Below are 23181 nucleotides of genomic sequence, written 5' to 3'. Positions count from 1 at the left end.
CATCCCTTCATGAGGTCACCCATGTCCCGCGCCACCGATTCCGCTCAGCCCCTGCGCCTTGGCATCGCGGGTCTTGGCACCGTGGGCATTGGCGTGGTGAAAATCGTCCAGCGCCATGCGGCGATGCTGGCCGCGCGCTCGGGCCGCCCGGTAACCATCACCGCCGTCTCGGCACGTGATCGTACGAAGAACCGTGATGCGGATCTGTCCGATTATGCGTGGGAAACCGATCCGGTGGCGCTGGCCACCCGCGAGGATGTCGATGTCTTCGTCGAACTGATGGGCGGCCATGAGGGGCCTGCGAAAGAGGCAACCGAGGCCGCGCTGAAGGCGGGCAAGGATGTGGTGACCGCGAACAAGGCGCTGCTGGCCCATCACGGGCAGGCGCTGGCGGAACTGGCCGAAAGCCTCGGCCGCACGATCCGCTACGAGGCCGCAGTCGCAGGCGGCATCCCGGTGATCAAATCGCTGACCGAGGGGCTTGCGGGCAACGGGATGCGGCGCGTGATGGGCGTGATGAACGGCACCTGCAACTACATCCTGACGCGGATGGAAGAGGCGGGCCTGCCCTATGACACGGTCTTCGAAGAAGCCCGTCAGCTGGGCTATCTCGAGGCCGATCCGAACCTCGACGTGGGTGGCATCGACGCGGGCCACAAGCTCGCGATCCTCGCGGCCATCGCTTTCGGCACGCAGGTCAGCTTCGACGATGTGGTGCTCGAAGGGATCGGGCGGATCTCGATCGACGATATCCGGCGCGCGGGCGACATGGGCTACAAGATCAAGCTGCTGGGCGTTGCGCAGATGACCGGGCGCGGGCTGGAGCAGCGCATGACGCCCTGTCTCGTGCCGTCGAGCTCGCCGCTGGGCCAGCTCTCGGGCGGGACGAACATGGTCGTACTTGAAGGCGACTCGGTCGGCCAGATCGTGCTGCGCGGCGCGGGCGCGGGCGAAGGCCCGACCGCTTCGGCCGTGATGGGCGACGTGATGGACCTCGCACGAGGAATGCGCCTGCCCGTCTTCGGCCAGCCGGCCGCCAGCCTCGCGACGCCCACGCCGGCCGTGACCGCGATCGCCGCGCCCTATTATCTGCGCCTGCAACTGTCGGACAAACCCGGCGCGCTGGCCAAGGTCGCGACGGTGCTGGGCGAGGCAGGCGTTTCGATCAGCCGCATGCGCCAGTACGGCCATGCCGACACGGCGGCCCCGGTGCTGATCGTCACCCACAAGACGACCCGCGACGCGATCGACGCGGCGATCAGCGCCCTGCCCGCGACCCGCGTGGTCGAGGGCGAGCCGGTCGCGATCCGCATCGAAGAGCTCTGAGACATGGCGATGCTCAGCCATCTGTCGCTGGGCATCGCGGAGTATGAGCGCGCTTTCGCCTTCTACGCGCCGCTGATGGAGCGGCTCGGGCTGCGGCTGCGCTTTGCCGAAGCCGACAAGCACTGGGCGGGTTGGACCGCCGCGGATGGCAGCCGCCCGATCTTCTTCATCACCCGTCCCTATGACGGCAACGCTCCCGAACCCGGCAACGGGCCGATGGTGGCCTTCGACGCACCAGATCGCGCCACCGTCGATGCCGTCCATGCGAAGGCCTTGGCGATGGGTGGTACCGATGAGGGCGCACCTGGGCTGCGCACGCATTACCACCCCGATTATTACGGCGCCTATTTCCGCGATTGCGACGGCAACAAGCTCTGCGTGGCCTGTCACAGCCCCGCCGAAGCCCAAGCAGTGCGGCGTTAGCGTTCACAGGGTTGCCCTTCCCTGCCCTAAAGGCTTTATCTGAGCCCGGCCCGTAACGCCCCTTGGCAGACAGGAAGAAACAGATGACCCCTCCGAGTGATTTCAACGACCGTATGCTTTCGCTGGGCCTCGCCCGCGTTTCCGAAGCTGCGGCGCACGCCTCCGCCGACCTGATCGGGCGCGGTGACGAGAAGGCCGCCGACCAGGCTGCGGTGAACGCGATGCGCGAACAGCTCAACAAGCTCGAAATCCGGGGGACGGTGGTGATCGGCGAGGGCGAGCGTGACGAAGCGCCCATGCTCTATATCGGCGAAGAGGTTGGCCAAGGCATCGGCCCCGAGGTCGATATCGCACTCGACCCGCTCGAAGGGACGACCCTGACCGCGAAGGACATGCCCAACGCGCTGACCGTGATCGCAATGGCGCCGCGCGGCACGATGCTGCACGCCCCTGACGTCTACATGGAAAAGCTCGCCATTGGCCCGGGCTACGAGACGGATGTGGTGTCGCTAGACATGAGCCCGACCGAACGCGTCGTGGCGCTGGCCAAGGCTCAGGGCGTCGAGCCCAAGGACATTGCCGTGTGCATCCTCGACCGTCCCCGCCATGAGGACATGATTGCCGAGGTCCGCGAAACCGGCGCAAAGATCCGCCTGATCACCGATGGCGACGTGGCCGGTGTCATTCACTGTGCCGAACCCGACTTCACCGGGATCGACATGTATATGGGTTCGGGCGGTGCCCCCGAAGGCGTGCTCGCGGCCTCGGCGCTCAAATGCATGGGCGGCCAGATGTGGGGCAAACTGCTGTTCCGCAACGACGACGAACGTGGCCGCGCGAAAAAGGCAGGGATCACCGATCTCAACAAGGTCTACACCCGCGACGAGATGGTCCGTTCGGACGTGATCTTCGCCGCGACCGGCGTGACGAATGGCTCGATCGTGAAAGGTGTGAAGCGCGAGCCGACCTACATCGAATCCGAAACGCTTCTGATGCGCTCGAAAACCGGTTCGGTCCGGCGCGTGATCTACCGCAACCCGGTGAAGTGATCGGGACCGCAATGTCATTGAGAGGGCGGCCCTTGGGTCGCCCTTTTCATTTGCGAAAACCAGTACGCACGACCCTGCACGCGAAACCAAAAGGCCGGAGCATCGCCCCGGCCTTTTTCATCTTTTGAACCGCCTCACTCGGCCGCGTCGGCATAGGCCTCAAGCGGCGGGCAGGTGCACACGAGGTTACGGTCACCCCAGACGTTGTCGACCCGGCCCACCGGCGGCCAGTACTTGTCGACCCGGAACGCACCCGCCGGGAAGCACCCGGCCTCGCGCGAATAGGCGCGATCCCAATCGGCCACCAGATCCTCGACCGTGTGCGGCGCATGACGCAGCGGGCTGTCCTCGGGGGTGATCTCCTCGCGCTCGACCGCCGCGATCTCGTCACGGATCGCCAGCATCGCGGTGATGAAGCGGTCGATCTCGGCCTTGGTCTCGGATTCAGTCGGCTCGACCATCAGCGTGCCCGCAACGGGCCAGCTCATCGTCGGTGCGTGGAAGCCGTTGTCGATCAGGCGCTTGGCGATATCGTCCACGGTCACGCCGACATCGGCGAACTTGCGGGTGTCGAGGATGCACTCATGCGCGACCCGCCCGCGATTGCCCATGAACAGGATCGGATAAGCCGATTTCAGGCGCGCCGCGATGTAATTGGCGTTGAGGATCGCCACGCGGGTCGCCTGGGTCAGCCCCTCACCGCCCATCATCAGGATATAGGCCCAGGAGATCAGCAGGATCGAAGCCGAGCCATAGGGCGCGGCCGAGACCGGGCCTTCCTCGCCACCGATCTCGGGATGGCCCGGCAGGAAGGGCGCGAGATGCGCCTTCACACCGATCGGACCCATGCCCGGACCGCCACCGCCATGCGGGATCGCGAAGGTCTTGTGCAGGTTGAGGTGGCTCACATCCCCGCCGATTTCGCCGGGCTTCACCAGCCCCACGAGCGCGTTCATGTTCGCCCCGTCAATATAGACCTGACCGCCGAGCTCGTGAGTGATCTCGCAGACGCGCTTCACCGTCTCCTCGAACACGCCATGGGTAGACGGGTAGGTGATCATACAGGCCGCCAGACGCTCGCCGGCCTCCTTGGCCTTGGCCTCGAAATCCTCGAGATCCACGTCACCATTGGGGGCGGAGTTCACCACCACAACCTTCATCCCCGCCATATGAGCCGACGCCGGGTTCGTGCCGTGGGCCGACATCGGGATCAGGCAAATGTCGCGCTGATCATCCCCATTGGCGCGGTGATACGCGGCGATGGTCAACAGCCCCGCATATTCCCCCTGCGCACCCGAGTTGGGCTGCATGGAGAACGCGTCATAGCCGGTGATCTCGCAGAGCTTCTCGGTCAGATCCGCAATCGCCTCGTGATAGCCCTGCGCCTGATCGGCCGGCACGAAGGGGTGCAGCGAGCCGAATTCCGGCCAGGTCAGCGGCATCATCTCGGCCGCCGCATTGAGCTTCATCGTGCACGATCCGAGCGGGATCATCGCCCGGTCGAGCGCGAGATCACGATCGGCCAGACGGCGCATGTAACGCATCATCTCAGATTCGGCGCGGTTCATGTGGAAGACCGGATGGGTCAGGTACTCGCTTTCCCGCAGCAGCGCGTCGGGCACGGAGGGCTGCGTCGCTTCCGGCGCAGGCTCGGTGATCCCGAACGCATCCAGAAGCCGAGCGACGATCCCCGGATCGCTGGTCTCGTCGAGCGAGATCCCGACCCGGTCACGCCCCACCTTGCGCAGGTTGATCCCGCGATGGCGGGCCGCGGCGAGAATGCCCTGCTGGCCCACGCCGACCTTCACGGTGAGCGTGTCGAAGAAGGCGTCAGGCTCGACCACGGCACCAGCGGCTTTCAGCGCCTCGGCCACCTGAACGGTCAGCAGATGCACCCGCTCGGCAATCGCGCGCAGCCCGACGGGGCCATGGAAGACCGCGTAGAAGCTCGCCATGACGGCCAGCAGCGCCTGCGCGGTGCAGACATTCGAGGTCGCTTTCTCGCGGCGGATATGCTGCTCGCGGGTTTGCAGGCTGAGGCGATAAGCACGGTTGCCGTGGCTGTCGATGGACACACCGACAATCCGCCCCGGCATCGCGCGCTTCATCGGATCGGCGCAGGCCATGAAGGCCGCATGCGGGCCGCCATAGCCCATCGGCACGCCGAAACGCTGCGCCGAGCCCACCGCGATATCGGCCCCCATCGCGCCCGGCTCCTTGAGCAGGCAAAGCGCAAGCAGATCAGTCGCAACGATCGCCACGGCCTTTGCCGCGTGAAGCGCTTCACATTCGGCAGTGAAGTCGCGGACATGGCCGTAAGTGCCCGGATACTGGAAGATCGCGCCGAAGACCTTGTCGGCCGCGAGCGCCTCGGGCGCACCCACGATCACCTCGATCCCGAGCGGTTCGGCGCGGGTCTTGATCACGCCGATGGTCTGCGGGTGGCAGTTCTCATCGACGAAGAACGCCATCGCCTTCGACTTCGCGACCCGCTGCGCCATCGCCATAGCCTCGGCCGCCGCCGTCGCCTCGTCGAGAAGCGAGGCATTGGCCACCGGCAGCCCGGTCAGGTCCGAGACCATCGTCTGGTAGTTCAGCAGCGCCTCGAGCCGGCCCTGTGCGATCTCGGGCTGATAGGGCGTGTAGGCCGTATACCAGGCGGGGTTCTCGAGGATGTTGCGCTGGATCGCCGGCGGCGTGACGGTGCCGTAATAGCCCTGCCCGATCAGGCTGACCATCACGCGGTTCTTCTTGGCTACTTCTTCCATCTTCTGAAGCAGGCCGAATTCGGTCAGCGGGGCCCAGGTCAGCGGCTTGTCCTGCCGGATCGAGCGGGGCACCGTCTCGTCGATCAGCGCGTCGAGGTCACGCGCCCCCACGGCCTTGAGCATCTCCTCCATCTCGGACGGGGACGGCCCGATATGGCGGCGATTGGCGAAATCGTAAGTGTCATAAGTCGTGGGGGTGAACATGTGCGATTACCCGATGAAGTCCTTGTAGGCGGCTTCGTCCATGAAGCCCTCGAGTGCCGAAGCATCGGCCAGTTTCATCTTGAAGAACCAGGCTTTGCCGAGCGGGTCTTCGTTCACGAGACCCGGATTGTCGGCCAGATCCTCATTGATCTCGACGATCTCACCATCAAGCGGCGCGAGGATATCCGAGGCAGCCTTGACCGACTCGATCACGCAGATCTCGTCACCCTTGGAGACTTCGTCGCCCACATCGGGCAGCTCGACGAAAACGACATCGCCAAGCTGCTCGGAGGCGTGCTCGGTGATCCCGACGATCACAAGATCGCCCTCGGTCTTCAGCCATTCATGGTCTTCGGTGAATTTCATCTGGGGTCTCCCGGTTGGTTTTATCAGCGTTTGTAGGTGGAGGGGCGGAAGGGCATCGGCACGACCGTGGCGGGCAGACGCTTGCCGCGGACCTCGCCATAGACGGTGGTGCCTTCCGCGGTGTCGGCGGGCAGGTAGGCCATCGCCATCGGCGCCTCGATCGAGGGGCCGAAACCGCCCGAAGTGACGCGGCCGATCGGCGCGCCGCCCTCAGCACTTGCGAAGATCTCGACGCCCTCGCGCATCGGCGCACGACCCTCGGGGCGCAACCCGAGACGCAGGCGAGACGGGCCCTCTTCCAGTTCGGTCAGGATGCGATCAGCACCGGGGAAGCCGCCTTCGCGCTCGCCGCCCTTGCGCCGCACCTTCTGAATCGCCCAGGACAGGTTGCCCTCGACCGGGCTCGTCGTGGTGTCGATGTCATGGCCGTAAAGGCAAAGCCCGGCTTCCAGACGCAAGCTGTCGCGCGCGCCCAGGCCGATCGGCTCAACCGCCTCATCGGCCAGAAGCGTCTTGGCAAACTCCACAGCCCGGTCTGCAGGCACGGAAATCTCGTAACCGTCCTCGCCCGTGTAGCCCGAGCGCGAAATCCAAAGCTCCACCCCGTTCCACTGAGAGATACCCACATCCATGAAACGCATCGCGGCAACGCCCGGCACCAGCGCCTCGAGCACGCCTTCCGCCGCCGGTCCCTGAAGCGCAAGCAGCGCGCGGTCGGTGATCTCCTCGACCTGATCGAGATGCGCCCGCATATGCGCGATGTCAGCCTCCTTGCAGGCCGCGTTCACCACGACGAAGAGATGATCGCCGCGATTGGCCACCATCAGGTCGTCGAGAATGCCGCCCTCGTCATTGGTGAACATCGCATAACGCTGACGGCCCTCTTTCAGCCCCATCAGGCTGACCGGAACCAGCGCCTCGAAGGCCTCGGCCGCATCCGCGCCGGGCACGATCACCTGACCCATATGCGAGACATCGAAGAGCCCCGCCTGCGCGCGCGTGTGCAGATGCTCCTTCATCACGCCCAGCGGATATTGCACCGGCATCTCGTAACCCGCGAAGGGCACCATCTTGGCGCCAAGCTCCACATGCAGATCGTAAAGCGGTGTGCGTTTCAAATCGCTCATCGCGGCCTTCCCCTTTCAGCCGGATGACCCGGCATCGATCCATAGGCCGTTCCCGGCCCGCCCGATGCCCCCTCTGTCCTTGCCCTCCCCCGTTTCCGGTTTCGGGCGCCTGAGATCGTTATCCCTTCGGCGGACGCATTAAGCGCCTCTCTCCAGAGTCCTTGGCCGGATGCGGTCCTTTTGCCTGAGAGTTTACCGGGGCGGTTGCTCCTTCGGCACCGGGGTTTCCCCCAGATTCTCCCGTATCCGACATAGACTCGCATAGCCCGGCCGCTGTGCCACTGACAAGCCCCAATCTCCAAATGCGCCGTTTCGGAGCGAAAACCGACACTCCTCGCGCGAATTTGCCCAAGCAAGAGGCGCAAGGCGCCGCCTCCCCTTCTTCTTGATGAAAATATCTCGGGGGGACGCGCGGCACGCGCGGCGGGGGCAGAGCCCCCTCCAGATCAGGGTTTTCGCCCTCCGGCGAAGGCGGCAAAGCCCCCTCCAGAACAGGATTTTCGCCCTCCGGCGAAGGCGGCAGAGCCCCCTCCAGATCAGGATTTTCGCCCTCCGGCGAAGGCGGCAGAGCCCCCCTCCAGAACAAGATATTCGCCCTCCGGCGAAAGCGGTAAAGCCCCCTCCGGATCAAGAACGTTCGCCCACCCGCGATGCAGGCGGAACGCCCTCAGACCGTGTCGAGATACAGTTCGGTCTGTTCCTGTTCGGAGAGTTCCGCCATGTAATGCAGCTCCTGGCGCTTGGTCATGGCGAAATTGTCGATCAGCTCACGCTCGAAGATCCGCGGCATCATCTTGCAGCTCGCGAAAGCCTCGATCGCGGTGCCCCAATCCGTAGGCATCTGCGGCAGGTCGAGCGCATAGGCATTGCCCTTGATCGGCGGCGGAGCCTCCATCTCGTCCTCGATCCCGATCAGCGCCGCGCCGAGGATTGCCGCGATCATCAGATAGGGGTTCACATCGCCTCCCGCGACCCGGTGCTCGATGCGCCGCGCAGCGGGGCCCGAGGCCGGGATGCGCAGCGCCGAGGTCCGGTTCTCATAGGCCCAGGCAATCCCGGTCGGCGCATGGGCGTCGGGGACCAGCCGGTCATAGCTGTTCTCATGCGGAGCGAAGATCAGGGTTGAACCCTCCATCGCCGCAAGGCAGCCCGCAACCGCATGGCGCAGCTTGTCAGAGCCCTGCGCCGAACCGTCGTTGAAGATGTTGTTGCCGTCACGGTCGAGCACCGAGAAATGCATATGCATCCCGTTGCCGGACCATTCGTCGTAAGGTTTCGCCATGAAGGAGGCGGCGAACCCATGGCGCCGCGCAAGCCCCTTCACCAGCATCTTGAAGAGCCAGCTGTCATCCGCCGCGCGCAGCGGATCTGCCTGATGGCTCAGATTGATTTCGAACTGGCCCGGACCGGCCTCTGAGATCGCCGTATCGGCGGGAATGTCCATCTGCTCGCAGGCTTCGTAGAGCTCGGTGAAGAAGATGTCGAAAGCGTCGAGCGCTCGCAGGGACAGGACCTCCCCCCCGGTGCGGCGTTTGCCCGAACGCGGGCTCGGCGGGACCCGCAGGGTCTTGCCGCTATCGTCGATCAGGAAGAACTCCAGCTCCGTCGCGACCACCGGGGTGAGCCCGAGCGCCTTGTAGCGATCCATCACCCGCGCCAGCGCCTGGCGCGGATCGCCCGCATAGGGCTTGCCGTCCATGTGGAACATCCAGATCGGCAGCAGCGCGGTCGGAGCCGAGAGCCAGGGCATCGGCAGGAAGCCCCGTTCGGTCGGCATCAGAAGGCCGTCGCAATCGCCGGATTCGAAGACGAGCGGGCTATCCTCGATATCCTCGCCCCAGATGTCGAGATTCATCACCGAGAACGGAAAGCGCGTGCCCTCGGTAAAGACCTTGTCGGCAAAGCGTGCGGGCAGGCGCTTACCGCGCGCCACCCCGTTGAGATCGGCCGCCGCAACGCGGATCGTGCGAACATCGGGGTGGTCTTGAAGCCAGTTCATTGGTTACCTGATAATCTGCGGCCTGAACCGGATACGCCTGCGGCTTTCCTGCGGGATGTGACGATTCAGTCGGCGGTTGATCAATCCGAAGACCGCGATAACGCAAAGCGTGAGCAAGATGAAGTAGAACGCCGCGATCGGGTAAGGGATGAAGGGGTTGAAGGTCTTGTCCGCGAAATATTTCGCGTAATAGAGCGCGTCGCCCTCCTGCCGGAACGCCGGGAAGCCCGAGAAGAAGACAAGCGTCGTGGCATGGAAGAGGAAGATCGCCTCGTTGGTGTAGGACGGCCAGCCGAGCCGCAACATCGTCGGCCAGGTCACGCGGCGGAACTTGGTCCAGCCGGCCATGCCGTAGGCATCCGCCGCCTCGAGATCACCTTTCGGGACCGAACGCAGCGCGCCGTAGAAGATTTCGGCGGCATAGGCGGAGGTGTTGAAGAACAATACGACCAGAGCCCCGGCCCAGGCCCGCGTGATCCAGTCGGTCGCGACCGTGATCCCGAAGATCGGGATGCCCGCGCGGGGCAGCATCGCAAAGGCCTCATAGGCAAGGAAGAACTGGATGAAGAGGGGCGAGCCCCGGAAGACGAAGATGAACCACTCGGCGGGCTTGCGAAACAGCGCCTGCTCGGAATTCTTCGCGACCGCCAACAAGGTCGCGAGGAAGAAACCTGCCAGCAGCGCGAGGATCCCGAAATAGAGGTTCCAGAGCATCCCCGAGCCGATCAGAGTGAACTGCTGGCACATGGTGAAATCGGAGCGCGGCAGCATCCGCTCGCCGATCCCGATCGAGCGCAGCCCGTAATCCGCGATGGTCTGGATACAGCTCATGCGCCTGCCTTTCTCAGCGCCTCGCCCGCCGCCGTGGCCTGCCCGAAGGCGATGCGGCGGTTGATCTTGGCGAGCACGATTTCCGACAGCTTGGTCATCAGGAGGTAGAAGACCAGCAGCACGAGGAAGTAATAGAGCCGCCAGTCAGGATGCGGGAAAGCATAGATCTGGGATTTGGTCGCGCCCAGCTCGCGCGCCCAGTAAACGATATCCTCGATCCCCAGAAGGAACAGCAGTGGCGTGGCCTTGATCAGGATCATCCAGAGGTTCGACAGACCCGGGATCGCATAGGCCCACATTTGCGGGATCAGCACGCGACGGTTCACCTGCGCACGCGTCATGCCATAGGCCTCGGCCGTCTCGAGCTGCGCGCGCGGCACGGCCTGCATCGCCCCGTAAAGGACATTCGCGGCAAAGGCCCCATAGACCACCGAGAAGGCGATCACGGCCAGCGCAAAGCCATAGATCTCGTGATAGAGCTGCGGCGACGATCCCAGCGGGATCTTGGCCGCGGCGCAGACATGGAATTCGTTATTCGACCATACCGGCGCGGAAGTATCCTCGCAGACCGCGCGCGACTTCAGGAACTCGAGCCCCTGGTCCATTGCGATCGGCACGAAGAGAAAGAAGATGATGTCGGGTACGCCGCGCACCATCGCGATGTAGCCACGCCCGATCAGCTTGAACGGCCAGAGCGCCGAACGCGCCGCCAGAGCGCCCCCGAATCCGAAGATCAGCGCCACCGGGGCGGTGATCGCCAGCAGGATCAGGACGATCCCGAAGGAGCCATAGAACAACAGGTGCTTACCCGTGGTCAGGTAGCACAGCATCCATGACAGCCCGTGCAGGGCGGAGGGGTCGGAACAGCTCTCGAACATCGCAGGTCAAGATGGGAGCGGGCCGGAGCCCGCCCCCAAACGGATCAGTTGAAGGTCAGGGCGTCGTCGCCGAAATACTTCTTGATCATCTCGTTCAGCGAGCCGTCGGCTTTCATCTTCGAGATCGCGTCGTTGAACTTGTCCTTCAGCGCGGTATCGGACTTGCGCAGGCCGATGCCGATGCCCTTGCCGAGCGGCACGTCATCGCCCACGAATTCCATCCCGTCGGTACCCGCAAACGGCGCCAGTGCGTCCTTGTCAGCGAAAACTGCATCCGCTTCACCGTTCTTCACCGCAGCGATCGTGTCGTCGAGGGTCGCGTATTCCGCCAGCGTCGCACCGCTCTCGGCGACATGGGCCGCCTGGATCGTGCCGGTCTGCGCCGCGATCACGCCGCCCTTGAGATCGGCATTCGGATCCATCGACATGTAAGCCGAGGCTGCCGGCGGGTAATAGGCCTGGGTAAAGTCGATCGACTTCTCGCGCTCTTCGGTGATCGACATGCCGGCGATGATCGTGTCGTAGTTGCCCGAGAGCAGGTTCGGGATGATCGAATCCCAGTCATTGGTGACCCAGGTGCAGGTCAGACCTTCCATCTCGCACAGCTTGTCGCCCAGCTCGCGCTCGAAACCGGCAACCTGACCGTTATCGTCGATGTAGTTGTAGGGAGGGTAGGCGCCCTCGGTGCCCATGCGCACGGTCTCGGCCGCAGCGACGCCAGCCGAAAGGCCGAGAATGGCGGCGGTCAGGATCAGTTTTTTCATTCTTGAGTTCCCCTGTCGTTGGACTTTGGTTCTTGGGTTCACGCCGGCGCGGTGGCCGACAGGAATTGTTGCAGACGCGCCGATTTCGGAGCGCCGAAAAGGGCTTCGGGAGGCCCCTCTTCCTCGATCTTGCCCTGATGCAGGAAGACGACGTGATCCGACACGTCCCGTGCCAGCCGCATGTCATGGGTCACGAGGATCATGGTGCGGTGCTCGGCGGCGAGGTCCTTGATGACCTTCACCACTTCCTGCTGCAATTCGGGATCGAGCGCAGAGGTCGGCTCATCGAAAAGAAGCGCCTTGGGCTCCATGCACAGCGCCCGCGCGATCGCCGCGCGCTGCTGCTGGCCACCCGAAAGCTGCGCGGGCCAGGCATCGCATTTGTCACCGATGCCGACCTTGGCCAGAAGCAAGCGGGCAAGCGGCTCGACCTCGGCCTTGTCGCGGCCCAGCACCGTCACCGGCGCTTCCATAACGTTTTGAAGGATCGTCATATGGGCCCAGAGATTGAACTGCTGGAACACCATCGAAAGGTTGGTGCGAAAGCGCGTGACCTGAGCGCGATCCGCCGGACGGCGCGCCAGCCCCTCGCCTTTCCAAGTGACCGCTTCGCCTTCGAAGATCACCTCACCCTTCTGGCTGTCTTCCAGCAGATTGCAGCAGCGCAAAAGCGTCGACTTGCCTGAGCCCGAGGATCCGATCAACGAGATTACATGGCCACGCGGTGCGGTGATCGAGACGCCCTTGAGCACCTCGAGCGAGCCGTAGCTCTTGTGAAGGTCGCGAATTTCGATGACGGGCGCGTCTTGGGGCGCGGGCTCGTTTATGGTCACGCGGGCAGCTTCTCTTTGTCCATCCGGTCAATCTGGCGCGATTTTAGAGATGATTGCAACGGTGCCAAGCAGCTTGACCAGAGGGAAAGGGGCGAAATCACGGGCAGATGGCGAAAAAATGAGCGCCAAACGCCACCGTTTCAACCGCGGCGTGCTTCCACGCGCTGGCGTGCTCGAGCCGAATCGACGTCATTCACACCCAGCAATTTCGCCGCCAGACGGATCAACGCGTCCTCATGCGCATCGCGCACGCCATCGGCCAGGGCGACATCCCAGAGCGCCTCGATCACACCGGTGCGATCCTCATAAGCAACCTTGTCCTTGAGCGCGCGGGTGAAACGTACCGTATCGGGTGCGCCCGCCTCGACCTCTTCGGCGCGCTTGCGCATCTCGGTCGCTTCGAAACCCGACAGCCCGTTGCGCTGCGCGAGGACCCGGTCGATGCGGATCTTCTCCTCCTCGTCATAATGCTCATCCGAGCGCGCGAGCCGTACCAGAAGCGCGCCAAGCGCCAGTTCACGCTCCTCGCCCGCCATCGGATCGGGCGTGGGGTCGTTGAGAATATTGAGAAGGCGTCCAAACATGAGAATAGAGATAAGGGTCCGGCAGGAAAGGGCAAGTCACTGAAAGCGGAGCCCCTGCCCCGCTCTCCCGCGCGCCTCAGCCGACGCGCACCAAGACCTTGCCGAAATTGCGCCCCTCGAGCAGGTCGTAAAGCGCCTGTGGCGCGGCCTCGAGCCCCTCCACTACCTGCTCCTTGTAGCGCACTTTCCCTTCGGCGAGCCAACCGGTCATGTCACGCGCGAACTCCTGATAGAGCTCGGCGGGGAAGCTGTCGAAGATGATGAAGCCCTGCATCTTCACTTTCATCCGCAGGATCGTCGAAAGGATCTGCGGCCCGTGATCGGGACCGTCCGGCAGACCGGGCAGATTATACCACGCGACCATGCCGCAGACCGGCATCCGCGCGAAGGGATTGAGCAGCGGCAGAACGGCGTACAGCACCTTGCCGCCGACATTCTCGAAATAGACGTCGATCCCGTCCGGGCAGGCCGCGGCCAGCTGATCCGCGAAATCCTCCGCGCGGTGGTCGATGCAGGCGTCGAAACCGAGAGTCTCGACGACATGAGTGCATTTCTCCGCCCCGCCCGCGATGCCGACGACGTGGCAGCCCTTGATCTTCGCGATCTGGCCGACAGTCGCGCCGACCGGCCCGGACGCCGCGGCCACCACCACTGTCTCGCCCGGTTTCGGCTCGCCGATCTTCAAGAGCCCTGCATAGGCCGTGTAGCCGGGCATCCCGAGGATCCCGAGCGCCCAGCTCGGGTTTTGCGGCTCCGGCCCGAGATTGAGCACCTGCGTGCCATCCGAGACGAACCAGTCCTGCCAGCCCGAGGGCGCGAGCACGTAATCGCCCTTCGAAAAGCCCGCGACATCGCTCTCGATCACCTCGGCCACGACCTGCGCCGTCATCACGCCCCCGATCTCGACCGGGGTCGCGTAGGATTTCGCATCGTTCATCCGCCCGCGCATATAGGGATCGAGCGATAGCCAGACAGTGCGCAGCAGCATTTCGCCCTTGCCAGGTAGCGGCACGGCCTCGGTCTCAAGTCGCAGCGTAGTGTCATCCGGCGCGCCTTTCGGACGCGAGGCCAGAATGATCTTTCGATTGGTTTCGGTCGTCTGGGGCATGACTTGTCTCCTCTTCGAAATTCCCAGCTAGCCCGCGCACGGGTCTGGAAAAGGGGGCGCTGCCCCCCTCTTCGGCTCTCGCCGAATTCACCCCCCGAGATATTTGGATCAAGAAGAAGAAACATCCCATTCCCTTCTTCTTGACGAAAATATCTCGGGGGTGAATGGCCGAAAGGCCAGAGGGGGCAGCGCCCCCTCCTTCTCTGTAAATTGTCGCCCTCCGGCGACGGGGGCAGCACCCCCTGATCCCACGGCTCAGATTGACCCTGAGGGAAGATCGGCTATCCTCTTGAGAAACAAGAGCAGTGACAGGTCCGCATGACCGCCCTATCCGAATATGAACGCCTCGAGGCCGAGGGGATTTGGCGTCCCGACCCGGAGGCGCAGCGCCAGGAGGTGATCCTCTCGCTCGGCGATGCGACGCTGGTGATCGCGGACGATCGCTCGGCGACGGCACTGGCGCATTGGTCCTTGCCCGCGATGATCCGGCTCAACCCGGGCGCGCGACCTGCAATCTATGCGCCTTCGGCCGAGCCGGGCGAAGAGCTCGAGATCGCCGACGAGACGATGATCGCCGCGATCGAGAAGGTTCATGCGATGATCGAGGCGCGCCGTCCGCATCCGGGGCGACTGCGCGGCGCACTGATCGGAGGCGGCGTCCTTCTTCTAGGAGCGGTGGTGCTGTTCTGGCTGCCCGGCGCACTTGTCGATCACGCCGCGCGCATCGCGCCGCAGGCCAAGCGTGTCGAGATCGGGCGCAAATTGCTGACCGAGTTCACCAAGATGACCGGCCAGCCCTGCCATAGTCCCGCGGGCGACAAGGCGCTCGCCGCTCTGGCCGAGCGACTGCCGGGGCAGCAAGTGATCGAAGTTCTGCCCGAAGCTCTGGACGGCGCACGGCTGCTGCCGGGCGGGCTCGCCATCGTGGGGCGCAACACGATCGCGGGGCCTGATACACCCGAGGTGGTCGCGGGCTTTCTGATCGCCGCGCAGCGCGGCGCAGCAGGTGAGCGGCCGCTGCACCGGATGCTCGACTGGCTTGGTCCCGCGGCGGCGCTCCGGCTCCTGACGACGGGTGATCTGCCTGACGACGGCATTGCCGAATATGCGCAGGAGCTGGTCCAACACCCGCCCGAACGGCCCAACAATGACACGCTTTTACATGCATTTCGTGAGGCAGGCGTCAGCTCCACGCCCTATGCCTATGCGCTCGATCCGACCGGCGAGAGCGTGCTCGGCCTGATCGAGGCCGACCCGTTCAAGGGGCAGCCCGCGCCACACCCCGTTCTCGAAGATGCGCAATGGGTGGCCTTGCAGGACATCTGTTCGGCACATTGAAAAAGCGGCCCGGAGGGGCCGCTTCCCGATGTCGCAAAAGTTTCCGCTCAGCGCAGGATGGCGTCGGAGAAGCCTGCGCCTTTCGCAGACGCGAGCGCCTGTTGCAGCGCGGCGGAGCTCGCGAACGGACCCGCATAAATGACAGTCAGCCGCCCCGACTTTCCGGTCGCGACCGGCAAGCCAAGTGCGCGCAGCCGCGCCTTAGCCGCCTCGGCATTGGCGGGCACCCCGAAGCTGCCGACCTGAACGAAGCGCTTGCCCGCAACCGCGCCCTGGCGCGTCACGGTCTTGGCCGGGGCCACCGATTTCGAGGACATGGTCGCCTGCGTCGGTGCGACCGGCACGTAGATCACGCGACTGGCCGGGGGCTTGGGCATTTCCATCGGCACGCCGTCGCCCCAGCGTTGCGCCATCTGCGCATCGCCATAGGTGGTTCGCGGGCCGCGATAGGGATTGAGCCGACCATCGTCGAATGCCGGACGCCAGCCGCCATCGGGCGCTTTCGAAGTCGTCACCACCGGGGCAAGCCCGCCGACACTGACTTCGCGCGGGATCTGGCGCGCTGCGGGGGCCGCGACCACTGTTGTCGCGCCGGGAACGACATAGCCGCTCGTGGGCGAGATCTGTTGCGGGCCACAGCGCACGCTCATCCCCTCGCGCGTCATCATCAGCTGTTGCGCCAGCGGATCGAGACCGGCGCAATCGCCGCTCGTCGCAGGGGCTGGATTGGCCTGAGGTGCGCTGGGGGCGACGGGCACGTTCACGCTATAGCTGCCGCCCGGGGCCGCATCGCCGGTCGCAGAAAAAGGCGAGACATAGCCGCTCGTCGCGGGGGCGCTGGTCGCGGAGGCAAGCACCGTCGGTGCCGACTGCGCGACCGGGTAATAGGGCGAGTTCGTGGCGCTCGGCGCGGGCATCATCTTCGAGGCAACCGTTTCCATGGGGGCGTTCGCGCGCGGCGCCGGCGTCGGCGCAGGGGCCGAGACAGTGCGCATCGGGGTCGGTTTCGGAGCCGCGGGGGTGAGTGCCGGAGCAGGTGCGGGAGCCGGGGCGGCACTGGGTGCTGCCGCAAGTTCGGCGCTCGGGAAGGTCGGCTTGTAGCCACAGACCGGCGTGCGATCGCGGTTGATCCGCGGCACCCATTTCACCGCCTCGCCATAACCCGCGCGGATAAAGACGCAGCCATTGCTGTCGACATATTGCCGACCCTGGAAGGAAGAGGGGGGCGTCTCGGCCGGAGCGTAATCCTCTGCCTGCGCGACGGTTGCGAAGAGCCCCGTTCCAGCTCCGAAAACCGCAGCCAGAATCGCTGCCGAAAAACCGCCGTCAAAACGCATATCCGCCCCCTGTCCAATCGGAGGACAGGATGACGGAGTCTTTCTTTTGAGTAAAGGGGGTTAGGGCTTATTTGGTCCCGAACATACGGTCGCCCGCATCCCCCAGACCGGGCACGATATAGGCATGATCGTTGAGGCATTCGTCGAGCGCTGCGGTCACGATCGGCACATCGGGATGCGCCTCTTTCATGCGCGCCACACCCTCGGGGGCGGCCAGCAGGCACATGAAGCGAATATGCTTCGCGCCCTTGGCCTTGATCAGGTCGATCGCGGCAACCGAGGAATTGCCGGTGGCCAGCATCGGATCGACGACGATGGTCAGACGGTCTTCCAGCTCGCCCGGCAGCTTGCAGTAATATTCGACCGGCTGCAGCGTCTCGGGATCGCGGTAAAGACCGACAAAGCCCACCCGCGCCGCCGGAACCAGTTCCAGAACGCCATCGAGAAGACCATTACCCGCCCGCAGGATCGAGACCAGCGCGAGCTTCTTGCCCTCAAGGATCGGCGCGTCCATCTCGCAAAGCGGGGTCTCGATTTTCTTCGTGGTCAGCTCCAGTTCCGAGGTGATCTCATAGGCCAGAAGCAGGCTGATCTCGCGCAGCAGGCGACGGAAGGAGGCCGTCGAGGTGTCCTTTTCGCGCATCAGGGTCAGCTTGTGTTGCACCAGCGGGTGTTTGACGACGGTCAGGTGTTCACTCATTTCAGTCCCTCACAGAAAGCTCTTGCCCGGTCCTTGCGCCGGGATCCCCAGATGCGCGGCAATCGAGGCCGCAAGATCCACATAGCCTACCTGGCCCAAGGCGCGCGACCCCTGACCTGGCGCATATCCCAGAACGGGCACGCGCTCGCGGGTGTGATCGGTCCCGGTCCAGGTCGGATCGTTGCCGTGATCGGCGGTAAAGATGGCCAGATCGCCGGGGCGCAGCCGCGCCATGAATTCGGCCGCGCGCCCGTCGAACCATTCCAGCGCACGGGCATAGCCCGAGACATCGCGGCGGTGGCCGTAGAGGCTGTCGAACTCGACGAGATTGGCGAAGGTGAGCGAGCCCTCCTCGGCCTCGTCGGCAAGCCGGATCAGGTGATCTGCCAGGTCGGCGTCACCCTTGCCCTTGTGCAGATGGGTGATGCCGCGATGGCTGAAGATATCGCCGATCTTGCCGATCGCATGGGTCACCCGGCCCGCATCATAGGCCCAGTCCAGCAGCGTCGGCGAGGGCGCGGGGATCGCGAAATCGCGGCGGTTCGGGGTGCGGGTGAACTGACCGTTTTCGCCCACGAAGGGACGCGCGATGACCCGCCCGACCTTTATCGCATGAAGTGTGGGCGCGAGCCCTTCGCACAGCTTCAGCAGCCGGTCGAGGCCGAAATGCTCCTCATGCGCGGCAATCTGGAAGACGCTGTCGGCCGAGGTATAGCAAATCGGCCAGCCGGTGCGGATATGCTCGTCGCCCAGTTCCTCGATGATATTGGTGCCCGAGGCGTGGCAATTGCCCAATATCCCCTCGGTGCCCGCGATCTCACAGGCTTTCGCGACCAGATCGGGCGGGAAGCTGTTTTGATGATCGGGGAAATAGTGCCATTCCCACGGCACCGGCACGCCCGCCAGCTCCCAATGGCCCGAGGGCGTATCCTTGCCGGGCGAGACCTCAGTGGCCGCGCCCCAGAGCCCTTGCGGCTCGGCCCCCAGACCCGGCGCCTCCTCGCCCGAGGCAAGCTTGACCGCAGCCCCGAACCCCAGCGCATCGAGCGCGGGCAGTTTCAACGGACCGGACCGCCCGACTTCGGCTTTCCCGGCGGCACAGGCCTGTGCGATATGGCCAAGGGTATTCGCCCCGGTATCGGGCACGCCATCGTTGAAGAAGCGGTCCGCATCCGGCGCGCCGCCGATCCCGACGCTGTCCATCACGATCAGGAAGGCGCGACTCATTGCACATCCTCCGGGCCGATGCGGTCATGGATCAAAGGTGGCTCCTCGCCAGCTTCATCGCCCAGCGTGATCGCCCTGAGGATCGCGGCTTCGGCGGCGTCGGCCGTGCGATCACTCGCGGCATGGATGATGGTGAGCGGTTCGCCGCGCTCCATCTCTTCGCCAAGCGCGACAGTTTCCCAAAGCCCGACCGAGGGGTTGATCTTGTCGGTGCCAACCAGCCGCCCGCCGCCCAGATGCACCACCGCCTCGCCCAGCGCGCGGGTATTGATCCGGGTGACGAATCCCGCTCGCGGGCTCGCCACGGCACGGATCACCGGAGCCGAAGGCAGACGGTCGGGGTAGCGTTCGACGAAATCGGCAGGACCACCCAACGCCGCGACCATCTTGCCGAAGATCTCCGCCGCGCGACCCGAGGCGATCGCCTCGTCAATCCGGGCCGTGCCCTCTTCCGCATCCGAAGCCAGCCCCGCAAGCACGAGCGCCTCGCCACCCAGCGCCGCGGTCACGTCCCAGAGTGCCTCGTTCACCACCGTCCCCGTCAGCGTCTCGAGCACCTCGATCACCTCAAGCGCATTGCCAGCCGAATGGCCCAGCGGCTGATCCATATCGGTGATCAGCGCCGTCGTCTTGCAGCCTGCACCATTCGCGGTGGCCACGAGGCTTTCAGCCAGGGCGCGCGCATCTTCGGGCTTTGCCATGAACGCCCCCGAGCCGACCTTCACATCGAGGATCAGGCCCTCAAGACCGGCGGCCAGCTTCTTCGACAGGATCGAGGCGGTGATCAGGTCGATGCTCTCCACCGTGCCCGAAATATCGCGGATGCCGTAAAGGCGCTTGTCGGCGGGCGCGATCTCGCCTGTGGCGCCGACGATGGCGCAACCGACCTCGGCCACGACCTTGCGCAGCGTGCCGATGCCGGGCAGCGCGTCATAACCGGGGATCGCTTCCATCTTGTCGAGCGTCCCGCCGGTATGGCCCAAGCCTCGCCCCGAGATCATCGGCACGTAGCAACCACAGGCCGCCAGCGCAGGCGCAAGCAACAGCGAGACCGAGTCTCCCACGCCGCCCGTCGAATGCTTGTCGATTACCGGGCCGGGCATGTCCCAAGCCAACACCTCACCCGAGTCGCGCATCGCCTTGGTCAGAGCCACACGGCCTTCGGTGCCGATGCCCTTCAGCAGCACCGCCATCGCAAATGCCCCGGCCTGCGCATCCGAGACCGCGCCGTCGGCGAGGCCACGCGCGAACCAGCGGGCGGCCTCTTCGCCCAAGCCCTTCCCGTCGCGCACCCCTTGGATGATGCTGCGCGCGTCCATCAGGTATTGTCCATATGGCTCATGTCGAAGCGGCCGGGCAGCAGATCGCCGACGGTGGTATCGAGCCGGTCGCCCTCGGTCGTGGCCAGCGTCACCGGCGTGTCATGGCGGCCAAACTCGGCCAGCTTCTGACGGCAGCCACCGCAAGGCGGCACCGGGGTCGGACTGTCGGCAATCACGGCGACCTCGGTGATCTCGGTCTCGCCCGCAGCCACCATCGCCGCGATAGCGCCAGCCTCGGCGCAGGTGCCCTCTGGATAAGCCACGTTCTCGACATTCACCCCGCGATAGATCGTGCCCGAGGCACCGCGCACTGCCGCGCCCACCTTGAATTTCGAGTAAGGCGCATAGGCGTTTTCGCGCACCTCGCGCGCAGCATCGAGCAACGACATGGGCCGGTCTCCGGGCTGGGCCGGACATGAAATTTGTCCAGCCGGTTGAGTTTTTCCGATCCTGCGCCGCCCCCGCGCCGGATGCAAGCGCTCACCTCGCGTAGCGCTACCCGCTCTCGCGATGTTCATGCCGCAAGGTCAGCGGGACTCTTGCATTCGGCTTTCATGTGCTATCTAGAGCGGCACAAGAGTCGCGCTCGAAAAAGTAGTTTAGCGCTAAACCAGTTTCGGGAGGAACAGATGGAAGAGGCCCGCCAAGACAATCTCCGGCAATCGGCACTGGACTATCACGCCCATCCGAAGCCCGGAAAACTGGAGATCCGCGCAACGAAACCGCTCGCCAACGGGCGTGATCTGAGCCGCGCCTATTCGCCCGGCGTGGCCGAGGCGAGCCTCGCGATCAAGGCTGATCCCGACACGGCGCGCGACTACACCGCACGGGGCAATCTGGTGGCCGTCGTCACCAATGGCACAGCGGTTCTAGGGCTTGGCAACATTGGCCCGCTCGCCGCGAAACCGGTGATGGAAGGCAAGGCCGTCCTGTTCAAGAAATTCGCCAATATCGACTGCTTCGACATCGAACTGGCCGAAAGCGATCCAGAGAAGCTCGCCGAGATCGTCTGCGCGCTCGAGCCTTCCTTCGGCGCGATCAACCTCGAAGACATCAAGGCGCCCGACTGTTTCATCGTCGAGAAGATCTGCCGCGAACGGATGAACATTCCGGTCTTCCATGACGACCAGCACGGCACCGCAATCGTCGTGGGGGCCGCTGCGACCAACGCGCTGCGCCTGACCGGCAAATCCTTCGACGAGATCAAGATTGTCTCCACCGGCGGCGGCGCGGCCGGCATCGCCTGTCTCAACATGCTGCTGAAACTCGGCGTGAAGCGCGAGAATGTCTGGCTCTGCGACATCGAAGGTCTCGTCTATGAGGGCCGCGAAAAGGACATGACCCCGCAGAAGGCGGAATATGCCCAAGGCACAACCGCCGCGACGCTGAGCGATGTGATCGAGGGCGCGGACATGTTCCTCGGCCTGTCGGGCCCGGGTGTGCTCAAACCCGAGATGGTCGCGAAAATGGCCAAACAGCCCATCATCTTCGCGCTGGCCAACCCGACCCCGGAGATCCTGCCCGACGAGGCCCGCGAAGTCGCCCCCGACGCGATCATCGCCACGGGCCGTTCGGATTTCCCCAACCAGGTCAACAACGTCCTGTGCTTCCCCTTCATCTTCCGCGGCGCGCTCGACGTGGGCGCAACCACGATCAATGACGAGATGCAGATCGCCTGCGTCGAGGGGATCGCCAAGCTCGCCCGCCAGACCACCTCGGCCGAGGCTGCCGCCGCCTATCGTGGCGAAAAGCTGAGCTTCGGCCCGGATTACCTGATCCCCAAACCCTTCGACCCGCGCCTGATAGGCATCGTCGCCTCCGCCGTGGCCAAGGCCGCGATGGAGACCGGAGTTGCCGCGCGTCCGCTGGAAGCGCCCGAGGCCTACAAGGCGCAGCTCGACGGTTCGGTGTTCAAATCCGCCCTGCTGATGCGTCCGGTCTTCGATGCCGCCGCCACCGCCGCGCGCCGCATCGTCTTCTCCGAAGGCGAGGACGAGCGCGTATTGCGCGCGGCCAATGCGATGATCGAGGAAACCACTGACACGCCGATCCTGATCGGCCGCCCCGACGTGATCGAGATGCGTTGCGAGCGCGCAGGCCTGCCGCTCGACCTCAGGGCAGTCGAGATCGTGAACCCCGAGAACGACCCGCGCTATCGCGACTACTGGGGGACCTATCACGAGCTGATGGCCCGGCGCGGCGTCACCCCCGACCTCGCTCGCGCGATCATGCGCACCAACACCACCGCCATCGCGGGGATCATGGTCCATCGCAACGAGGCGGATTCGATGATCTGCGGCACCTTCGGGCAGTATCTGTGGCACCTGAAATATGTCCGCGAGATTCTCGCCCGCGACGGGCTGCATCCACAGGGCGCACTTTCGCTTATGATCCTCGAGGATGGCCCCCTCTTCATCGCGGACACCCATGTCCACCACCAGCCCACCCCCGAGCAGATCGCGGAAACCGTCATCGGCGCGGCGCGCCATGTCTGCCGCTTCGGCCTCAAGCCGAAGATCGCGCTTTGCTCGCACAGTCAGTTTGGCAATCTCGACATCGACTCGGGCGAGCGGATGCGCGCCGCGATGAACCTGCTGTTGCAGCGTGAGGTCGAGTTCGATTTCGAGGGCGAAATGCATGTCGATGCCGCCCTTGATCCCGAGACCCGCACCCGCCTCATGCCTGACAGTCGTTTCGAGGGCGCGGCCAACGTGCTCGTTTTCGCCAACACCGACGCGGCCTCGGGCGTGCGCAACATCCTCAAGATGAAAGCGGGCGGGCTTGAGGTCGGTCCGATCCTGATGGGGATGGGCAACAAGGCGCATATCGTGACCCCCTCGATCACCTCGCGCGGGCTGCTGAACATGTCGGCCATCGCAGGCACCCCGGTTGCGCATTACAGCTGAGTCGCAAAGCCCGCAAAGTTTGCAAAGCACCCGCAAGCTGCAAAGAAGCTGAATACTCCTCCGCGCTTTGCAAAGGTTTGCGGGTGTTTTG

General features: G+C 64.7%; 20 protein-coding genes and 1 riboswitch. Of the genes, 5 read left to right on the top strand and 15 right to left on the bottom strand.

The window, feature by feature from the left end; all coding sequences use genetic code 11:
* The first annotated feature begins 21 nt into the window (after positions 1-21).
* The 3 genes from TP2_RS17725 to glpX all read left to right on the top strand — a co-directional run bounded on the left by TP2_RS17725 (position 22) and on the right by glpX (position 2798).
* Positions 22-1326: a homoserine dehydrogenase gene (locus TP2_RS17725; RefSeq protein ID WP_038080264.1), complete on the top strand. Its 1305-nt coding sequence runs from the start codon at positions 22-24 to the stop codon at positions 1324-1326.
* 3 nt (positions 1327-1329) lie between these two features.
* The gene (locus TP2_RS17720) at positions 1330-1749 is read left to right on the top strand and encodes a VOC family protein (RefSeq protein ID WP_240473785.1); all 420 of its coding nucleotides are present in this window, start codon (positions 1330-1332) and stop codon (positions 1747-1749) included.
* 83 nt (positions 1750-1832) lie between these two features.
* Complete coding sequence (gene glpX / locus TP2_RS17715; protein ID WP_038080257.1) at positions 1833-2798, top strand: class II fructose-bisphosphatase; 966 nt, start codon at positions 1833-1835, stop codon at positions 2796-2798.
* Positions 2799-2932: 134 nt separating this feature from the next.
* On the opposite strand, the gene gcvP is transcribed toward glpX, so the two are convergent.
* From gcvP to TP2_RS17665, 10 genes are all read right to left on the bottom strand, one after another.
* Positions 2933-5770 (bottom strand): aminomethyl-transferring glycine dehydrogenase, encoded by a 2838-nt coding sequence (gcvP, locus tag TP2_RS17710; protein WP_038080255.1) that lies wholly within the window; start codon positions 5768-5770, stop codon positions 2933-2935.
* A 6-nt stretch (positions 5771-5776) separates the two neighbouring features.
* Complete coding sequence (gene gcvH, locus TP2_RS17705; protein WP_038080253.1) at positions 5777-6136, bottom strand: glycine cleavage system protein GcvH; 360 nt, start codon at positions 6134-6136, stop codon at positions 5777-5779.
* 23 nt (positions 6137-6159) lie between these two features.
* A complete protein-coding gene (gene gcvT, locus TP2_RS17700) occupies positions 6160-7263 on the bottom strand; it encodes a glycine cleavage system aminomethyltransferase GcvT (protein ID WP_038080251.1) in 1104 nt (367 codons plus the stop codon).
* Between the two features lie 162 nt (positions 7264-7425).
* Positions 7426-7516: riboswitch (glycine riboswitch) on the bottom strand.
* A gap of 414 nt (positions 7517-7930) precedes the next feature.
* The gene (locus TP2_RS17695) at positions 7931-9262 is read right to left on the bottom strand and encodes a glutamine synthetase family protein (protein WP_038080249.1); all 1332 of its coding nucleotides are present in this window, start codon (positions 9260-9262) and stop codon (positions 7931-7933) included.
* Positions 9263-9265: 3 nt separating this feature from the next.
* Positions 9266-10093, bottom strand: coding sequence for an ABC transporter permease (locus tag TP2_RS17690; RefSeq protein ID WP_038080248.1), 828 nt, complete (start codon positions 10091-10093; stop codon positions 9266-9268).
* Positions 10090-10971: an ABC transporter permease gene (locus TP2_RS17685; RefSeq protein ID WP_038080246.1), complete on the bottom strand. Its 882-nt coding sequence runs from the start codon at positions 10969-10971 to the stop codon at positions 10090-10092. The genes TP2_RS17690 and TP2_RS17685 overlap by 4 nt, the downstream gene beginning before the upstream one ends.
* A gap of 44 nt (positions 10972-11015) precedes the next feature.
* Positions 11016-11735, bottom strand: a complete 720-nt coding sequence (locus TP2_RS17680) for a transporter substrate-binding domain-containing protein (protein ID WP_038080244.1) — start codon at positions 11733-11735, stop codon at positions 11016-11018.
* Positions 11736-11773: 38 nt separating this feature from the next.
* Positions 11774-12568 (bottom strand): ABC transporter ATP-binding protein, encoded by a 795-nt coding sequence (locus TP2_RS17675; RefSeq protein WP_038080241.1) that lies wholly within the window; start codon positions 12566-12568, stop codon positions 11774-11776.
* Positions 12569-12708: 140 nt separating this feature from the next.
* Positions 12709-13152: a tellurite resistance TerB family protein gene (locus TP2_RS17670; RefSeq protein ID WP_038080238.1), complete on the bottom strand. Its 444-nt coding sequence runs from the start codon at positions 13150-13152 to the stop codon at positions 12709-12711.
* A 76-nt stretch (positions 13153-13228) separates the two neighbouring features.
* Positions 13229-14260: an NADP-dependent oxidoreductase gene (locus tag TP2_RS17665; protein WP_038080236.1), complete on the bottom strand. Its 1032-nt coding sequence runs from the start codon at positions 14258-14260 to the stop codon at positions 13229-13231.
* 318 nt (positions 14261-14578) lie between these two features.
* Here TP2_RS17665 and TP2_RS17660 point away from each other — a divergent pair, with 318 nt between their 5' ends.
* Entirely contained in the window at positions 14579-15598 is a 1020-nt protein-coding gene (locus TP2_RS17660; protein ID WP_038080235.1) for a hypothetical protein, read from the top strand.
* A 47-nt stretch (positions 15599-15645) separates the two neighbouring features.
* On the opposite strand, the gene TP2_RS17655 is transcribed toward TP2_RS17660, so the two are convergent.
* The 5 genes from TP2_RS17655 to TP2_RS17635 form a co-directional block, all read right to left on the bottom strand.
* A complete protein-coding gene (locus TP2_RS17655; protein ID WP_038080234.1) occupies positions 15646-16935 on the bottom strand; it encodes an SPOR domain-containing protein in 1290 nt (429 codons plus the stop codon).
* Between the two features lie 67 nt (positions 16936-17002).
* Positions 17003-17635: a uracil phosphoribosyltransferase gene (gene upp / locus TP2_RS17650; protein ID WP_038080230.1), complete on the bottom strand. Its 633-nt coding sequence runs from the start codon at positions 17633-17635 to the stop codon at positions 17003-17005.
* Positions 17636-17644: 9 nt separating this feature from the next.
* Positions 17645-18862 carry a phosphopentomutase gene (locus tag TP2_RS17645; protein WP_038080227.1) on the bottom strand — a complete coding sequence of 406 codons (1218 nt, stop codon included), beginning with the start codon at positions 18860-18862 and terminating at the stop codon, positions 17645-17647.
* Positions 18859-20181 (bottom strand): thymidine phosphorylase, encoded by a 1323-nt coding sequence (locus TP2_RS17640; RefSeq protein WP_038080224.1) that lies wholly within the window; start codon positions 20179-20181, stop codon positions 18859-18861. The genes TP2_RS17645 and TP2_RS17640 overlap by 4 nt, the downstream gene beginning before the upstream one ends.
* Positions 20181-20573 carry a cytidine deaminase gene (locus tag TP2_RS17635; RefSeq protein WP_038080221.1) on the bottom strand — a complete coding sequence of 131 codons (393 nt, stop codon included), beginning with the start codon at positions 20571-20573 and terminating at the stop codon, positions 20181-20183. Before TP2_RS17635 ends, TP2_RS17640 begins: the two co-directional genes overlap by 1 nt.
* A gap of 240 nt (positions 20574-20813) precedes the next feature.
* On the opposite strand from TP2_RS17635, the gene TP2_RS17630 reads away from it, so the two are divergent.
* A complete protein-coding gene (locus TP2_RS17630; protein WP_038080218.1) occupies positions 20814-23090 on the top strand; it encodes an NADP-dependent malic enzyme in 2277 nt (758 codons plus the stop codon).
* Positions 23091-23181 lie beyond the last annotated feature (91 nt).

The sequence above is a fragment of the Thioclava pacifica DSM 10166 genome (assembly GCF_000714535.1).
GTDB classification, from domain to species: Bacteria; Pseudomonadota; Alphaproteobacteria; order Rhodobacterales; family Rhodobacteraceae; genus Thioclava; species Thioclava pacifica.
This window is presented reverse-complemented; position numbering and strand designations above follow the sequence as displayed.

What these genes read in the sequence shown, in the direction of transcription:
- gcvP (WP_038080255.1), bottom strand. Translation starts at nt 5,770, where the DNA reads ATGTTCACCCCCACGACTTATGACACTTACGATTTCGCCAATCGCCGC.
- TP2_RS17670 (WP_038080238.1), bottom strand. Translation starts at nt 13,152, where the DNA reads ATGTTTGGACGCCTTCTCAATATTCTCAACGACCCCACGCCCGATCCG.
- glpX (WP_038080257.1), top strand. Translation starts at nt 1,833, where the DNA reads ATGACCCCTCCGAGTGATTTCAACGACCGTATGCTTTCGCTGGGCCTC.
- TP2_RS17695 (WP_038080249.1), bottom strand. Translation starts at nt 9,262, where the DNA reads ATGAACTGGCTTCAAGACCACCCCGATGTTCGCACGATCCGCGTTGCG.
- TP2_RS17680 (WP_038080244.1), bottom strand. Translation starts at nt 11,735, where the DNA reads ATGAAAAAACTGATCCTGACCGCCGCCATTCTCGGCCTTTCGGCTGGC.
- TP2_RS17630 (WP_038080218.1), top strand. Translation starts at nt 20,814, where the DNA reads ATGGAAGAGGCCCGCCAAGACAATCTCCGGCAATCGGCACTGGACTAT.
- TP2_RS17725 (WP_038080264.1), top strand. Translation starts at nt 22, where the DNA reads ATGTCCCGCGCCACCGATTCCGCTCAGCCCCTGCGCCTTGGCATCGCG.
- TP2_RS17635 (WP_038080221.1), bottom strand. Translation starts at nt 20,573, where the DNA reads ATGTCGTTGCTCGATGCTGCGCGCGAGGTGCGCGAAAACGCCTATGCG.
- TP2_RS17660 (WP_038080235.1), top strand. Translation starts at nt 14,579, where the DNA reads ATGACCGCCCTATCCGAATATGAACGCCTCGAGGCCGAGGGGATTTGG.
- gcvH (WP_038080253.1), bottom strand. Translation starts at nt 6,136, where the DNA reads ATGAAATTCACCGAAGACCATGAATGGCTGAAGACCGAGGGCGATCTT.
- TP2_RS17645 (WP_038080227.1), bottom strand. Translation starts at nt 18,862, where the DNA reads ATGAGTCGCGCCTTCCTGATCGTGATGGACAGCGTCGGGATCGGCGGC.
- TP2_RS17720 (WP_240473785.1), top strand. Translation starts at nt 1,330, where the DNA reads ATGGCGATGCTCAGCCATCTGTCGCTGGGCATCGCGGAGTATGAGCGC.
- TP2_RS17655 (WP_038080234.1), bottom strand. Translation starts at nt 16,935, where the DNA reads ATGCGTTTTGACGGCGGTTTTTCGGCAGCGATTCTGGCTGCGGTTTTC.
- TP2_RS17690 (WP_038080248.1), bottom strand. Translation starts at nt 10,093, where the DNA reads ATGAGCTGTATCCAGACCATCGCGGATTACGGGCTGCGCTCGATCGGG.
- TP2_RS17685 (WP_038080246.1), bottom strand. Translation starts at nt 10,971, where the DNA reads ATGTTCGAGAGCTGTTCCGACCCCTCCGCCCTGCACGGGCTGTCATGG.
- gcvT (WP_038080251.1), bottom strand. Translation starts at nt 7,263, where the DNA reads ATGAGCGATTTGAAACGCACACCGCTTTACGATCTGCATGTGGAGCTT.
- TP2_RS17665 (WP_038080236.1), bottom strand. Translation starts at nt 14,260, where the DNA reads ATGCCCCAGACGACCGAAACCAATCGAAAGATCATTCTGGCCTCGCGT.
- TP2_RS17640 (WP_038080224.1), bottom strand. Translation starts at nt 20,181, where the DNA reads ATGGACGCGCGCAGCATCATCCAAGGGGTGCGCGACGGGAAGGGCTTG.
- upp (WP_038080230.1), bottom strand. Translation starts at nt 17,635, where the DNA reads ATGAGTGAACACCTGACCGTCGTCAAACACCCGCTGGTGCAACACAAG.